General features: G+C 43.9%; 12 protein-coding genes. 8 read left to right on the top strand and 4 right to left on the bottom strand.

Going from position 1 to position 15,172, the window contains the following annotated elements:
- Positions 1-6: 6 nt before the first annotated feature.
- On the bottom strand, positions 7-1,221 hold the full coding sequence (locus tag H528_RS0105750) for a bifunctional 3,4-dihydroxy-2-butanone-4-phosphate synthase/GTP cyclohydrolase II (RefSeq protein ID WP_022853384.1): 1,215 nt from the start codon (positions 1,219-1,221) through the stop codon (positions 7-9).
- Between the two features lie 136 nt (positions 1,222-1,357).
- Between H528_RS0105750 and H528_RS12880 the strand changes: the two genes are divergently transcribed.
- The 3 genes from H528_RS12880 to H528_RS0105730 all read left to right on the top strand — a co-directional run bounded on the left by H528_RS12880 (position 1,358) and on the right by H528_RS0105730 (position 5,841).
- Positions 1,358-2,491, top strand: coding sequence for an ABC transporter substrate-binding protein (locus tag H528_RS12880; protein WP_022853383.1), 1,134 nt, complete (start codon positions 1,358-1,360; stop codon positions 2,489-2,491).
- A 12-nt stretch (positions 2,492-2,503) separates the two neighbouring features.
- A complete protein-coding gene (locus tag H528_RS0105740; protein ID WP_022853382.1) occupies positions 2,504-4,501 on the top strand; it encodes a methyl-accepting chemotaxis protein in 1,998 nt (665 codons plus the stop codon).
- A 272-nt stretch (positions 4,502-4,773) separates the two neighbouring features.
- Positions 4,774-5,841 carry a two-component system sensor histidine kinase NtrB gene (locus tag H528_RS0105730; RefSeq protein WP_157608148.1) on the top strand — a complete coding sequence of 356 codons (1,068 nt, stop codon included), beginning with the start codon at positions 4,774-4,776 and terminating at the stop codon, positions 5,839-5,841.
- 242 nt (positions 5,842-6,083) lie between these two features.
- Here the strand turns inward: H528_RS0105730 and bchI are convergent, their stop codons facing one another.
- Together bchI and H528_RS0105720 are read right to left on the bottom strand one after the other, a co-directional pair.
- Complete coding sequence (gene bchI, locus H528_RS0105725) at positions 6,084-7,073, bottom strand: magnesium chelatase ATPase subunit I (RefSeq protein ID WP_022853379.1); 990 nt, start codon at positions 7,071-7,073, stop codon at positions 6,084-6,086.
- Between the two features lie 382 nt (positions 7,074-7,455).
- A complete protein-coding gene (locus H528_RS0105720; RefSeq protein WP_028845809.1) occupies positions 7,456-9,381 on the bottom strand; it encodes an ATP-binding protein in 1,926 nt (641 codons plus the stop codon).
- Positions 9,382-9,499: 118 nt separating this feature from the next.
- On the opposite strand from H528_RS0105720, the gene H528_RS0105715 reads away from it, so the two are divergent.
- The 5 genes from H528_RS0105715 to H528_RS0105695 all read left to right on the top strand — a co-directional run bounded on the left by H528_RS0105715 (position 9,500) and on the right by H528_RS0105695 (position 14,549).
- Positions 9,500-9,802, top strand: coding sequence for a diguanylate cyclase domain-containing protein (locus tag H528_RS0105715; RefSeq protein WP_084677658.1), 303 nt, complete (start codon positions 9,500-9,502; stop codon positions 9,800-9,802).
- Positions 9,768-10,766, top strand: a complete 999-nt coding sequence (locus H528_RS0105710) for an EAL domain-containing protein (RefSeq protein ID WP_022853376.1) — start codon at positions 9,768-9,770, stop codon at positions 10,764-10,766. The genes H528_RS0105715 and H528_RS0105710 overlap by 35 nt, the downstream gene beginning before the upstream one ends.
- A 513-nt stretch (positions 10,767-11,279) precedes the next feature.
- Complete coding sequence (locus H528_RS0105705; protein WP_022853375.1) at positions 11,280-12,797, top strand: [FeFe] hydrogenase, group A; 1,518 nt, start codon at positions 11,280-11,282, stop codon at positions 12,795-12,797.
- Positions 12,798-12,918: 121 nt separating this feature from the next.
- Positions 12,919-13,914 carry an SPL family radical SAM protein gene (locus tag H528_RS0105700; RefSeq protein ID WP_218969823.1) on the top strand — a complete coding sequence of 332 codons (996 nt, stop codon included), beginning with the start codon at positions 12,919-12,921 and terminating at the stop codon, positions 13,912-13,914.
- Positions 13,911-14,549 (top strand): class I SAM-dependent methyltransferase, encoded by a 639-nt coding sequence (locus tag H528_RS0105695; RefSeq protein ID WP_022853373.1) that lies wholly within the window; start codon positions 13,911-13,913, stop codon positions 14,547-14,549. Before H528_RS0105700 ends, H528_RS0105695 begins: the two co-directional genes overlap by 4 nt.
- A gap of 377 nt (positions 14,550-14,926) precedes the next feature.
- Here the strand turns inward: H528_RS0105695 and H528_RS0105690 are convergent.
- On the bottom strand, positions 14,927-15,172 hold a 246-nt coding region (locus H528_RS0105690; protein WP_028845807.1), incomplete at its 5' end, for a PD-(D/E)XK nuclease domain-containing protein.

The following is a 15,172-nucleotide window of genomic DNA, read 5'->3' as shown; positions in this document are numbered from 1 at the left end:
CCTCCGTTATGCTTTGTTAGTTTGAAAGATCGTCAATAGATGTCCCATTTTTTCACATTTACACTTAAGGTAACGATAGTTTTCATCATGGGGTTTTATTTCTATAGGCACTCTTTCCACGATTTCAAGGCCATAGCCTGCAAGACCGACTATTTTTTTGGGGTTATTAGTCATGAGGCGCATTTTTTTCACCCCAAGATCCCTCAAAATCTGAGCCCCAATGCCATAATCCCTTAAATCTGGTTTAAATCCCAAGGCCTCATTAGCCTCAACAGTGTCTTTTCCTTGGTCCTGGAGCACATACGCCTTGAGTTTGTTAAGAAGCCCTATGCCTCTTCCTTCCTGACGAAGGTAAAGCAAAACGCCCTTCCCTTCTTCTGAAATCATTTCAAGTGCCCGTACTAACTGGGGGCCACAATCACAACGCAAGGAACCAAAAACGTCTCCTGTAAGACACTCTGAGTGAACCCGCACTAGCAAAGGCTCATCTGTAACCTCTCCCATCACCAGCGCCACGTGGGTAAAGGGGTCAATAAGATTCGTATAAGCAATGAGCCTGAACTCGCCCCACGGGGTAGGAAGCCTTGTTTCTACCTCCCGCTTGACTAGGCACTCGTTACGCAAGCGATAGGCAATTAAATCTTTGATCGTGACGATTTTTAAACCATGCTCTTCGGAAAACTTTTCAAGGTCAGGCATACGGGCCATGCTTCCGTCGTCATTCATGATCTCGCAAATCACCCCTGCAGGGCGCAGGCCCGCAAGGCGTGCTAAATCCACCGAAGCCTCGGTATGCCCTGCCCTTACTAGAACGCCCCCTTCCCGGGCAATAATGGGAAAAATGTGCCCGGGGGTTACGATGTCTTCTGGGCCACTTTTAGGATCAATTGCGACTTTTATGGTATGAGCGCGATCATAAGCCGAAATCCCTGTGGTTACGCCGTAACGGGCTTCGATAGACACTGTAAAAGCGGTATCGAATTTTGTGCCATGACGACGCGGCTGAAGTTGCAACTTAAGCCTTTCGGCATCTTCTTGGGTAAGGGTTAAGCAAATTAGCCCGCGGCCATACTTGGCCATAAAGTTTATGGCCTCAGGAGTAATTTTTTCCGCAGCCATGACGAGATCACCTTCGTTTTCGCGATCCTCGTCATCGGTAACAATTATCATTTTTCCGGCACGGATATCTTCTAATGCCTCTTCGATGGTGGCTATAGGCATAAAAAAACCTCCTGAAAATTCTTCTGCTCATTATAATGCCTTGCGCTGAGACTCCAAGGAACTTTTCCTGGCCTTTTTAACATTTAATCCCTCTGAGACGAAAAGAAATAAAGAATAGTAATTCAGGAGGATTTTTATGAGAAAGCTTGTTTGGTTATGGCTGGGGCTTTTAGTGTGTTTTTCCGGAAATGCCTGGGGTGAAATCTTGATCGGGGCGTCAAACGCCCAAAGCGGGCCGGCCAAGTTCTTGGGAAAGGAATACAGCAAAGGATTCCAAACTTATTTTCAGTATGTAAACGAAAACGGAGGAATAGGCGGCCAAAAAATAAAATTTTTGGTGCGTGACGACGGCTATGAGCCAGACGCCGCCATAACCAATACCAAACTTTTAATAAACCAGGACAAGGTTTTATTTCTTGCTGGATACGTAGGCACTCCCACCTCAAAGGCAGTAGTCCCTATTATCGAAAGGGAAAAAATTCCCTTCTTTTTCCCTTTTACAGGCGCTGAATTTTTAAGAAATCCCGTAAAGCGCCATGTATTTAACCTTCGTGCCTCTTACTACATGGAAACAGAAGCCATGGTCCATTATTTAGTTGACAAACTTGGGCTCAAAAAAATAGCCATTTTTTACCAGGACGACTCCTTTGGAAGGGCTGGCCTTGCAGGCCTAAAGATTGCTATGGAAAAACGGGGCCTTTCCATTTTCGGAGAGGCTACCTACCCCCGCAACACTCTCGCTGTTAAAAAAGCAGCATACCAAATGAGTCTCCTAAAACCAGAAGCCATTGTTTTGATTGGAGCTTACAAACCGTGTGCTGCTTTTATAAAGGCTGCCAAAAAATTCGGATTAAAAAATGCTAAATTCATCAATATTTCCTTTGTAGGAAGTAAAGCCCTTGCCAGAGAACTAGGAAAGGAAGGAGATGGTGTCCTGATTACGCAGGTTGTTCCTTTCCCATGGGATGCTTCTATCCCCGCGGTAGCGGAATATCAACGCATCATGGAACGTTATCATCCAGACTTTGAACCGGGCTTCGTAAGTCTTGAAGGATTTTTAGCAGCAAAGACCTTGGTAGCAATACTCAAAAAAGCAAGCGAAGAAGGCCCTCTTACTCGTGAAAGTATAATTCGCGCCGCAGAAAGCTTAAAAGGTTTTGATCCAGGGCTTAATGACAAAATAACATTTTCGCCTACTGATCATCAGGGATTTGAAAAGGTCTATATTACAGAAATCAAAAACGGAAAATTCAAACCTGTTAGTTTATAGGAGGTAGTAAAAATGAAAAGCATTATAGGTAAATTAGGAATTTTAAAAACTCTTTGCATATTTTTCTTAATTACAATTTTATCATTTACCATAGTTGGTCTAGTATCTTACAAAGGAATGAAGCTAGGCATAACAGGATTTCATTCTGTTGCGACACTAATTAGCGATGAAGACGAAAAAACATCGCCAATCTATACTGCTCAAAAGATTCAAGCATTAAAAGCAATCTCTGAACAAATAGCAAATGCTAAAAGCGAACAACAAATAAATATCAATTTACAAAAAGCCGAAAAATTATTAAAAGACTTAGAAAACTTATTACCAAAGGAAGCTATACAAGCAACAAAACAAAGACTTATTAATCTAGCCCGTCTTAAAACAGAACTCATAAAAGAACAAAACAACTGGAAAGATCAAAACAGAAAAACAACTCTTATTTTTGCAAAATTAAGGAAAGCCCTCCTAGAAACAATAGATGACATCGAAACAAAAATGTTAATAGAAAACCAAAAAGTGATAAACAACAGAAACCAAAACCAAACAACAATAGCCATACAAAAAATACTAAACGAAGACTATCCGACTATTTCCAATTTAAAAGAATTACAAAACGCCTGTGCAACGCTGATGACAATCATCCCCCAAATTACCACAATAGAAGATAAAGACTACCTGACACCAAGGATAAGCCAGGTAAATGCCTTAGAACAAAAAATAAACAAGATACTTATAAAACTATCCAGGGAAGACATCGCAACAATAAATCAAATCAAAGAAAACAGCAAAAAACTGGTAAGAGAAACCAAGAAAACAATAGAAACAAAAAGAAAAATTATTGAGCTTAAAAAGGCAAAAAATTTAGCCTCAAAAAACCTAAAAACGTCAGAAAAACTATTGGAATCTGAAATACAGAACATATTAAGCCAGATGAACAAAAAAATCAACCATCAGGCAAAATCCTTAGAAGAAAAAATGAATTCCTACCTAAATATTATAATAAGCATAATAGCCATATGCTTTGTTTTTAGCTTATCAACCTGCCGATTCCTCAACCACTTCATAAAAGAGAAATTTCTTACACTAAACAAAAGTATTGAAAACATTGCTAAAGGAAACTTATCTATTGACAACATCTCACAAACCAATGATAAAGACGAAATAAGTCAAATTCAAAACCTACTTAGAGAAGCCATTACCAAAGTAAATGACATGATTTTAAAGACAAAAGAAGCATCAGAAAAACTCATGAAAAACGCCAGTAAAATGGAAAAGGTAGCAGACGAAATGGCATCTTCTGCAGGTGAAGCAGAAACAAGCTCGACAAAAATATACAAGCTTGCCGAACAGGCTAAAGAATTTGTCAAGCAAATGGCTATTTCTATAGAAGAAATTACTACAGCTATAAATGAAATTTCTAAAAACACATCAAATTCCACCCAAATAGCTCAAGAAGCACGAGAAAAACTAGAACATGCCTCTAGTATTTCAAAACATTTAGTAGAGGCCTCAGAAAAAATTGGAGAAGTTAGCAAATTGATAGGCACTATTGCAGATCAGACGAATCTACTAGCATTAAACGCATCTATAGAGGCTGCTAGAGCAGGAGAAGCAGGCAAAGGCTTCGCCGTAGTAGCAAATGAGGTCAAAGAATTGGCCAAACAGACAGGAGATTCAGTAGAAGAAATAGACCGCATTGTATATGAATTACAAAACCACGTCAAAATGGTCTCTGAGGCCATTGAAAACACCAGAGAAACCATGGACCAGATAGTAGAAGCGGCAGCCTCAGTGGCCGCAAGTATTGAAGAGCAAACCGCAACAGTTGCGGAAATAAGTGATCAAGCCCAGCGCACCAGAGAAGAAACAGACGAAATTGCTAACTTAGCAGAAAAAATGCATAAAATCTCAGAAAAAACTGCCAATAACGCCCATGAAGTCCAGCAGACATCACATTCTTTGAAAAAAGTGGCAGCTACACTTGAGGCATCTCTTAAAAAATTCAAACTTTAAGCAGATTCGTACATATTTCGAGAGCTTTGCAAAAACTCGTTACAGGCTCCGTTCCTATTTTTTAGAACGAAAAATAGGAACGGAGCCCCTTGACCTTAAAAAATCTTCCACCAAATTTTCATTTTATGATAAAAGATATTTATTAACGGGCATTAAAAGCCCGACCGATCCCTGTTCCCTTTTTTTCGAAACTAACAAATGGGAACGGATGCAGGAAGGAATGTTGACTAAAAAATGCTCCTGTTAATAAATTGCTTTGAGGGGTAACCCCTTTGCATGAACCTTACGAAGTAGATGTAGTTATAGTTGGCGGTGGGAAGGGTTGCCGAGAACTATTATCCTTGTTGGAAGAATATGAACCCAAGCACTTGCACCTCAACATATTGGGAGTTGCCGATATAAATCCCAAAGCTCCTGGATTTTTATACGCTAAAAGAAAAGGCTATTTTGTAACCACTGATTACAAAGAATTTTTTAAAAAATTTCCCCACATTGATCTCATAATTGAACTTACGGGCTCTGATGAAGTTTTAGAAGAAATATACCGCACCAAACCTAAAAACACCAAAGTAATAGATCATTTAGGCGCTAAACTATTCTGGGAAGTTATAACAATACTTAGAGAAAAAAACTTATATGAAAGAAGATTACAACAACTAGAAGGAATAAAACTAAACATTGATATTATCGCACATTTAGCCCACGAAATCAGAAATCCTCTTCTTGTTATTGGAGGACTATGCCGCAAAATTGGAAAAATTGAAAACTTACCACCTAAAGTACATACATATTTAAATGCCATTATCCATGAAGTAGAAAGACTGGAAAAATTCATGGCAAGGCTTACATTTGTTTGCAAACCATTACAATTAAAACTAAAATTATGTAATATCAATAAATTGATTAAAGAAATAGCTGAAGAATTTGAAAGACATCTCCCTGATAACATTTCGTTAGTAGTCAACTTAGAACCTGATATACCGGAAATGTTTCTTGATGAAGAATTACTCAAGCAAGCGATTAAAGAAGTCCTTGAAAATGCAAAAGAAGCAATGAAAGAAAAAGAAGGAAAAATTTATTTAGAGACAAAGCTATGTTATGACACTATTGCCGTGGTAATTAGAGATGAAGGCGTTGGAATGCCAAAGGATATCCTTGAAAAAGCCACTCTTCCTTTCTTTACTACCAAACCAGGAGGAACTGGGTTCGGGCTTTTTTATGCCCAAAAAGTAGTCGAAGCCCACGGAGGCCAATTACATCTTTTCAGTTCTCCTGGAAGGGGGACCACGGTGGCTATGGAACTCCCAATTAAAATGTTCTATCCCATCCCACCAGTATAAACCTTTGCCAAATTGCCGAAATCAGTATTGCAAAACACAAACGCTTGGATCCGTTCCTATTTTTCGTTTCGAAAAAAGGGAACGGATCCCTTGGTCTCAGTATAGCTCTATCAAGAAGACAGCGTACCGGAGCATCCACAGGTCGATGATACGGATCCTTCGCCTTAGGCTCAGGATGACAACTTACCCCTGTCTGACACTTCCTTGCCTGCCCCGTAATTATTTCTAAAAAAATATCCTGTTTAAAACCCCACGTCTTCAAAGGGACGACGGCGCAGGCGGTGAGGAAGCGCAATAGCCTCAGCCACTTTCAGGTCTTCTTCGGTTACCTCATCGCGCCCACAAAAGGCAGCGTGGGCCCGGGCTGCTTTGATAACGGTCAGGTCCCCGCGATGGCCATCAATACCTAGCGTAATGAGGCGTTTGGCCACTTCATAAAGCATTTCATCGGGAAGGGATATGTCTTTTAAGCGCTCTTTGGCCTTAACTATACGCTCGGCAAGGGCCTGGTTTTCCGCGGCAAATTCACGCTGAAAGGCCTCGGGATCATTTTCAAAGGCCATGCGACGCTCTATAATGCGCACGCGCTCTTTCGGGTCTTTCAAACCCTCTACCTGTACGCAAAGGCCAAAGCGGTCAAGGAGCTGAGGGCGAAGTTCGCCCTCTTCAGGGTTCATAGTACCCACCAGCACAAAGCGAGCCGGGTGCGTAAAGCTTATGCCCTCGCGCTCCACATAGTTTACCCCCATGGCGGCAACGTCTAACAGGAGGTCCACCAGGTGGTCCTCAAGGAGATTTACTTCGTCCACGTAAAGGATACCGCGGTGGGCAGCCGCCAGGATGCCGGGCTCAAAGTGTTTTTCCCCGGTTTTCAAGGCTCGTTCAATGTCGATGGTGCCTACCAAGCGGTCTTCGGTAGCGGAAAGGGGAAGGTCCACCACCCGCACCTTGCGACGAATTTTGGGAAGGCTGCCTTCTTCTTTAAAGCGTCTCTGGCACTCAGGACACCATTCCTCAGGTTGGGAAGGATCGCAGGAAAAAGGACACCCCTCAACCACTTCTATTTCAGGGAGGATGTCCGCCAGGGAGCGCACGATGGTTGATTTGCCTGTCCCCTTTTCACCACGAATAAGTACTCCCCCAAGCGAGGGATCGATGATATTCAAGATGAGGGCAAGTTTCATCTCATCCTGCCCCACAATAGCGGCAAAGGGATATACAAAGCGTTTCATCTAAAACCTCCTTGATTATTAATGGGAGCATGTTTTAGTCGATAATGCTTTCTGGGATTCGTTCCTATTTTTTCGAAACGAAAAATAGGAACGGATCCCCAACGATGTCTGGCGTTGTATGCCCGCGCGATCTCGCCCCACACCCGTCATCATGAGGTGGCGTAGTCGCCGTGGCGATCTCAGGAACCCTCTAGAACTTCTACAACCTCTAGAACCTCTACCTCTTACCGATCACCGATCACTGCTCACTGATAGCTGACCACCCTTAGCCCTTCGCTTTCACCTTTAGCCTTTCACCTTTAGCCTTAGCCCTTCGCCTTTTACCTTTCGGCCCCTCTACAACCTCTCCAACTTATAGATCACAACAAATTAAAGATAAAGGTCACCTGTCTTGTGCTCCAGCAATAGTGTGGCTACGGGCAATTTCGACTAAGCGTTCAGCCCTTAAGGCCTCTGGAGTGAAGTATCTCGCCCCCAAAATTCGGGCAAGTTCCTTGGCCATCTCGAGGCGCACAAGGCCTGTCTCTGTATCCACCATGATAAAATTAACTTCAGGGAACAACTCCTTAAGCCTCCGGGCGAAAGCGTTTATCTCTTCCTGAGGCTTTCCGTGCCCAAAAGAGACGTTTCCGCGCCCATCTGTGATGAAAAGAACGCTCACCGCAAGCGCAGGATCCCTGCGCAGGGTGTTCTGCAAAAAGTTAGCGGTAAAGTACAGGGCATGAGGCAAGGGGGTTGAACCCCCGACAGGGAGATCCCGCAAAAGCTTTCCCGCAAGCTCCACAGAGCCTGTGGGCGGAAGCACAAGCCTTGCCTCTTTTCCGCGAAAGACAATCATGGCCACCCGGTCTCGTTTCTGGTAGGCGTTAAGAAGAAGACTCATGATAGCGCCTTTGGTCTCCCGCATGCGGGCCTCAGCAGCCATAGAACCCGAGGCATCAACACAAAAGACAAGGAGCCGCCCCCTGGGGGCCTTGCGCAGTTTTTCACGCAGATCATCGGTCTTGATCACAAGCCGCTCGCCAGCCCCTACCCCTCGCAGGGCCTGAAAAGGTGCTGCGGCCTTAAGGGTGGCCAAAAGGGCTATGTCCTTTACCGGGCCTTTGGGGACAACCGCCCGCACAAAACGCCCCCGCTGACCCAAACCCTTTGTTCTCTTGCCTGAAACAATGTTTTTTGACCGAGTACGTATTTTCTCTTCAAGGGGTCTTACGGCAAAGATCTCCCCGATCTCGTGGACCTCATCTTTTCCGTCCTGAGGGGTTAGCTCCTGCGGAGGGCCTTTTTCTTCTTTCGTCTGGTCTCCGCGTAGGTCTTCTGGCTCTTTTTGCGGCCTGGGCGGTTCAGAATGCTTGTGATTTCCTTGCCTTTCAGGCTTATTTTGCTTTTTTGGTTGGGTCTGAGGTTGGTCCTTAGGTTCTTTTTCCTTGGGCTTGGCCTTTTTAGGGACTTCCCGCCGGCGATGGCGTAACACCATCTCGGCCACGACCTCAAGGTCTTCCACAGCTACCTCTCTGCGATTTGAGAGCGCGGCATGGGCGCGCGCTGCCGCGGCAAGCACAAGCTCTGCCCGGTGGCCCGCTACATTGGCCTCTTTTACCAGTTCGGCAATCAGTACCTTAATTTTCCCTGGGAGGGCTACCTGGGGATAGAGTTCTTTGGCCTGAATTATTTCTTCCCTGACGGCCTTTTCCTGGTCTTCGTAGGAGGCGCAAAAGGCCTTGGGGTCTTTTTCATAAGCCAGGCGCCGTTTGATTATTTCGGCCCGCAGAAGAGGGTCTTCTTCGTGGGTAACCAGGACACAAAGACCAAAGCGGTCGAGAAACTGCGGGCGCAGGGAGCCCTCTTCCGGGTTCATGGAACCAATGAGGACAAATGATGCGCTCTCGCGCAAAGAAAACCCCTCTCTTTCCACGATTATTTCTCCAGACTCAGCCACGTCAAGGAGCGCGGCTACCAGGTGATCAGCAAGGAGATTTACCTCATCGATATAAACCACCCCACCTTGGGCCCGAGAAATAAGCCCAGGCTGAAAAAAGGGCCTCCCCTGCGCCAAGGTCTTTTCGAGATCAATCGTACCAAAAAGGGATTCTTCGGTGGCGTTTAACGGCAAATTCACAAAGGGCGCCTTTTTTCCAGAAGATAAAGGCGGAAGAAGGGCCGCCAGGGCCCTGGCCGCGGTGGTCTTGCCTGTGCCCTTTTCGCCACAAAGTAAGACCCCGCGGACATCCTTGGAGACCGCAGCAAGCTTGAGGGCAAGCTTTACCTCTTCCTGGCCCACTATGGCTGAAAACGGATAAAAACTCATGGTAGCAAAATTAACATGAACGTGACATTCAGGAAAGGAGTGCAAATAGAGTAACTTTCTCTTTTTGCCGAAAAGGAAGGATAAAGAGAGGAGTTTTCCAACGAAAATATCAGCGAATATGGCTAAGATGGGCAACCGTCTTTACATAAATTCTTCTTTAAAAATCAAAAAGAACTTAAAAAAGATAATTACCTCACAAGAATTACCTGTAGTTATAATTGTCATTAAAATAAAAAACTACTTAGACATTCGCAAAAACTATGGCCTAAAAATATCAGATTTTTATCTTCAGAGAGTTGCAAAAAAGATAGATCTTATTTTAAAAAATGCTCGATTTATTTCATTTTTATGTCCAGATTTATTTGTAGCTATATTAAATAACGAAAGTGACCTGCAAAAAACTCGCCGAAAAAATATATAACACACTACACGGACCACTTCCCATAAAAGGGAGCTGCTTACCAGTTAAAGTTTCAATATTTGTCAGTAGAATATTTCACAATACCGATATAGAAGAGGTTTTAGACACATCAATTTATAATATTGAAAATAACAATATCGAAGAAAAATACTTAACAGAAGAACTCCGTAAAGAAAATGAAACAAAACAAATTTTAGCTACATACTTAAAAATCTCAAGAAAAATAACAATAGGAGAAATCAGCTTCGCTTTACAGCCTATTTATTATTCAAAGCGGCTTTTTCCAATTTTTTATGAAGTATTAGCAAGATTAGCAAGCAAAAAAGGTATACTAACCCCCAGCCATTTTATGAAAATAATTGAACGCCTTGGCTTTAGAACAGATCTTGATAGAGTAATCTTATACAAAGCTCTTTATTATTTATCAGAACATAAAGAACTATCAGCAACCTCTATAAACATATCGATTGATTATCTCTTCGAACGCTTATTGTTGGATCTAAAACAATACCTTAAAGAATTTTCAATTGACAAAAATAAAGTTATCTTTGAACTAATCGAACACCCATCTCAACAAAAATTTAGCAGAAAAAAATTATATAAATTTCTAGATAAACTAAAAAGCCAAGGATTCAAAATTGCTTTAGATGATTTTGGACTATATCACTCTAACTTTAGTCTCTTAAAAGAATTTCCTTGGGACATAGTCAAAGTAGATGGCACATTCATTAAACATATCACAACTAATAATTTTAACAAAAAACTACTTCATTTTTTAATAGAAATTGCTGAAATGAAAAACTTCAAAATAGTAGCAGAACATATTGAAACAAACGAACAAGCTGAACTATTAAAAAAGTTGGGGGTACACTATCTTCAAGGATTTCTTTTAGGTCGTCCTTCTCTTATTCATGAGAGCCAAAAAATCGTTCCACCTTTGCTTTACAATTTCCCAGACTATTAGAATCTTAGCAAAGTTGCCGCGATCAATATCGTAAGCCCAAACGCAGGGATCCGTTCCTATTAATTAAGACTTTAAAAGCCCAACGTCGTTAAGGATCCGTTCCTATTTTCGATCAAAAAACGGGAACGGCTCATCGATGCCAGGTGTTTAATGCCCTGGCTAATAATCTTAAACTTTCGACAAAGTTGTTGTCCTCGACATTTTTTATCATATTCTTCAACTCATAAAGCCTTTGGAAAATTTCCGCGATCAGTGGGAATGAACAACCGTATAAGGCTTCCAAATCTCTCTCTTAATATATCAGTCGTTTACATTTCTAACTTGAAAAGTCTTCTATTAATGAAGGCATTTAATGCCAGATGTCGCTATGGATCCGTTCCTCTTTTTCGAAACGAAAAATAGGAGCGGATCCCGAAAGAAATGTTCACTAAAAAATGCTCCTATTAATACTCTCTGGCACAATTTCTGCAGAGGTGCCATTCCCTAACTTAGAAAAAACATGAGGAGGTAATTATGGCAAAAAAGAAAGGATTTTCTCGTAGAAGTTTTTTAAAAGGCGCAAGTGGTATCACCTTAGCAACTATTGCTGGAACTTCTATTTTCGGACTAAATGGAGCAAATAAGGCTTATGCTAAAAGAAACGGCCAACTTTTAGGATACCTGGGATCAATCGTCCCTGTGGCAGAAGACAATCCCTCTATTGTACATATTGATTCTTATTGCAAACATGGACAATGCGGTATCTGTCGCGACGTGTGTCTTGAAAAGCAAGCAGTATGGGGATATTGGGATCCACGAATAGCCCGAGAAATAGTGTGCGTGAATTGTGGGCAGTGTACCCTTTATTGCCCGGGTAAAGACGGAACCCCTGCCAAACAAGAAAAGGACGAAACAGATAAAGCTTTTTCATATCTTGATAGTGACGAATATCACGTAGTAGTTCAAACAGCTCCTGCAGTAAGGGTTTCTCTAGGAGAAGAATTCGGCTTAACACCTGGAGAGTGGACCGAAGGCCAGCTCGTGGCGGCATTGCGTCGGCTTAATTTTGATACGATTTTTGATACCAATTTCGGAGCAGACCTTACGATTATGGAAGAAGCGACAGAATTTCTCGATAGGCTCCTTTATGGAAAACATCCTTTGCCAATGTTCACTTCTTGCTGCCCTGGATGGGTTAAGTTTGTTGAATATTTTTATCCAGATCTAATTCCTCATCTTTCTTCATGTAAATCACCTCAACAGATGGTAGGAGCCATGGTGAAAACTTACTATGCAGAAAAACGGGGGCTAGATCCTGCTAAAGTTATTTCGGTAGCCGTGATGCCTTGCACTGCCAAAAAGTTCGAAGCCCAACGATCTGAAATGCGTGCGGCTGCAGAATACTGGCAAAATATAGCTATTGGCCCTGATGTAGATTTAGTTTTGACCACTCGTGAGTTGGCAAAGATGTTGAGAACAAAAAACATTGATTTTGTCAGCCTACCCGAAGAAGACTATGATTCTTTCATGGGAGAAGATACTGGAGCTGCCCGTATCTTCGGAGCAAGCGGGGGTGTCATGGAATCTGCGGTGCGCACCGCTTATTATTTGATCACCAATGAAGACCCACCAGAAACCCTTTTAGAATTTGCTCCTGTTCGGGGCCTTGAGGGAATTAAAGAAGCAACTTTGGAGATAGATGGCAAAACTCTTAACGTTGCCGTTGCCAACGGCCTTAAAAATTGTCGTATTGTGTGTGAACTGATTTTAGAAGGAAATCCTCGTAACTGGCATTTTGTGGAATTTATGGCCTGCTATGGTGGTTGTATTGGAGGTGGCGGGCAACCAAGAACAGAAGTCCCTCCCACAGAAGAGCTCCTTAAAGCTCGTATTGCCAGCCTATATACTAGTGACGAAGCCGCCCAAAAACGCTGTTCATACTTAAACGAAGAAGTGAAGCTTCTTTATGAGGATTTTTTAGGAGAACCAGGCAGTGAATTGGCCCACGAATTACTGCACACCAATTACACCAACCGCGGCCCTGTGAGCTAAACTAAAAAGGCAGCAGGATACTTTGTCTGCTGATTTCTATGACAGGGAGCATTTTTTAATCAACATGATCCGTTCCCATTTTTCGGATTGAAAAATGGGAACGGATCCCAACCATAATTTTGTGTTTTACTTCTTGAGCGGTAAATTTGTTTTGGTGCAGGTGGTGGCAGTTAACCGAAAGTCAGCAGTGCTTAAAGCCCCGGCCTTTGGTTGCCTAAAGGGGATCCCTGCGGTCAACGTAACCAGAAACTGCCTGCACCAGTGTGTTTATTGCTACGCACGCACCTTTCCAGAGACCCCACAAAAAGAAGTACACCTTTATGCCAATCTGCCTGAGCTTTTACGGCAGGAGCTTGCAAGGGGCAAGCTTAGGGCTCGTTTACCCAAAGCCGCTGCCTTCTCGACAGCAAGCGATGCCTTTCAGCCCCATGGTGCAATCTTAAAAACCACCCTCAAGGCCATGGAGCTTTTGTTGAAATACGGCGTGATGGTCTCTTTTCTCACCAAGGGGCGTATCCCCAAAGAGTGCTGGAGCTTGTTTGCCGAGTATCAGGGACTGGTTAAAGCGCGTTTTGGCCTGGTAAGCCTTGATCTTTCCTACCACAAGTTGTTTGAGCCACACACCGCCTCTCCTTTCTTGCGCCTGCGCCAGGTAGAAAAGGCCGCTCGCCTGGGGCTATCCCCTCAGGTGCGGGTTGATCCGGTGATTCCTGGGATAACGGATAGCCCTGAGACCATAGAGTCCCTTATGCGGCATCTGGCTGGGGCCGGGGTAGCTGAAGTCTCGGTGAGTTATCTTGTCCTGCGTCCAGGTCTTGCCCGACAGATGCCCAAAAGGCTTCCGCCAGATATCTGGCGACCAATCCACCTGGCCTTTAAGGGGGAGCCCTACACCAATTGTATTACCTCGGCACGCACCAGACTTGCCCGCCTTGAAATAAGGAAAAAGGGATATAAGCTCTTTCGTGAAATAGGCAAGGCCTATGGCATAAGCGTGCGGGTTTGTGGGTGCAAGAATCCAGACCTTCCCTTTGAGTATTGTGCCCCGTGGGAAGTTACTTCAAGGCCGGCACAGGGTTATCTAAAACAAAGGAACCTATTTGGGAGGACAGCATGAGACGCTTCAGGCGCAAGTATTACGATATTTTCTCTCACTTTTACGATCGTATCATTGCCCTTCACAGCCAGGACAAAAGGGCCTTTTTAAGACGTCTTATCGTAGAAAGGTCAAAGGCCCCCAGAGGCGGAAGACTCCTTGACCTGTGTACGGGCACCGGCGCCGTGGCCCTTTGTGCTGGAGAAATGCTTGGGCCAGAGAGCCTGGTGGTGGGGGTAGATTTTTCTCAGGGCATGCTTAACAAGGCCCGAGAAAAAGCCCAGAGAAAGAAGCTTTCAAACGTGCATTTTGTCCTGGCTGATGTGGCAAGGCTTCCCTTTGTCGCCGCAAGTTTCGACGCCGTAACGTGCTCACACGCTATGTATGAACTCCAACCCCAAACAAGAGAGGCCTGTTTTGCCGAGATAAAAAGGGTGCTTAAGCCAGGAGGCGTCTTCGTTATGATGGAACACTGTGAACCCAAACACCCCTTTATCAAGATGCTTTATTATATCCGGCTGGCCAGCATGGGCTCCCCGGAAAACCGCTCCTTTGCCCGGGATGAAGTGCCTTTTTTCAGGCGTTTTTTTAGCGACGTAACCAAAGAACTAACTCCCACCGGGGGGTCTAAAATCATTCTGGGGGTAAAGAAGTAGATCTCAGGAGCTGGCCCATGGTCAGCGCCTTTTTACCCGTTTCGCGAGAAGCTTTTTAAGCTATCGTTTGAAGGCACCAAGTGCTCAGAGTATCTATCTTCCACCATCACTTTGAAGGAACACAAAGCATCCTCCCTCTACCCTGTCATGCTGAGGGAGCGAAGCGACCGAAGCATCCACAAATCGGTTGGTGGATTCTTCACCGGCCCTTCGCCTGTTGCTCAGGGCCTTGGCTCAGAATGACAAAGAAGGGTGACTCAGAAAGACAAAACTGGAAGCCCCTTTAGCCCTTAGCTCTTAGCCTATAGCCTTTTTCCTATAGCCCTTGGCCTTTTGCCTTTTACCTATCGCTAGGCGACGTAGTCGCCGTGGCGATCTCAGGAAATCTCTTCCACCTCAAAAGAAACAATGTTCCGCTCGCGCTTGCTGAACTCAACCCCGATGAGCCAGATCTTCTCGCACTTCCCCTGATACTTCTCAAAGTAGCGCTTCTCTTTTAGTTGTTTAAGCGCGTTGCCCTCAGGTTTATCATCCACTACCTTGAATTCGAAAAGATAACACCTGCCCTCAAAAAGCACCGCCATGTCAAGGCGGCCCTGGTTCGTGGCCTCTTCCACCCGCAC

The organism is Thermodesulfatator atlanticus DSM 21156, assembly GCF_000421585.1.
Classification (GTDB): Bacteria; Desulfobacterota; Thermodesulfobacteria; order Thermodesulfobacteriales; family Thermodesulfatatoraceae; genus Thermodesulfatator; species Thermodesulfatator atlanticus.
This window is presented reverse-complemented; position numbering and strand designations above follow the sequence as displayed.

Excerpts from the sequence above, each read along its gene's own strand:
- H528_RS0105750 (WP_022853384.1), bottom strand. The coding sequence starts at position 1,221 with ATGCCTATAGCCACCATCGAAGAGGCATTAGAAGATATCCGTGCCGGA.
- H528_RS12880 (WP_022853383.1), top strand. The coding sequence starts at position 1,358 with ATGAGAAAGCTTGTTTGGTTATGGCTGGGGCTTTTAGTGTGTTTTTCC.
- H528_RS0105740 (WP_022853382.1), top strand. The coding sequence starts at position 2,504 with ATGAAAAGCATTATAGGTAAATTAGGAATTTTAAAAACTCTTTGCATA.
- bchI (WP_022853379.1), bottom strand. The coding sequence starts at position 7,073 with ATGAAACGCTTTGTATATCCCTTTGCCGCTATTGTGGGGCAGGATGAG.
- H528_RS0105720 (WP_028845809.1), bottom strand. The coding sequence starts at position 9,381 with ATGAGTTTTTATCCGTTTTCAGCCATAGTGGGCCAGGAAGAGGTAAAG.
- H528_RS0105715 (WP_084677658.1), top strand. The coding sequence starts at position 9,500 with ATGGCTAAGATGGGCAACCGTCTTTACATAAATTCTTCTTTAAAAATC.
- H528_RS0105705 (WP_022853375.1), top strand. The coding sequence starts at position 11,280 with ATGGCAAAAAAGAAAGGATTTTCTCGTAGAAGTTTTTTAAAAGGCGCA.
- H528_RS0105695 (WP_022853373.1), top strand. The coding sequence starts at position 13,911 with ATGAGACGCTTCAGGCGCAAGTATTACGATATTTTCTCTCACTTTTAC.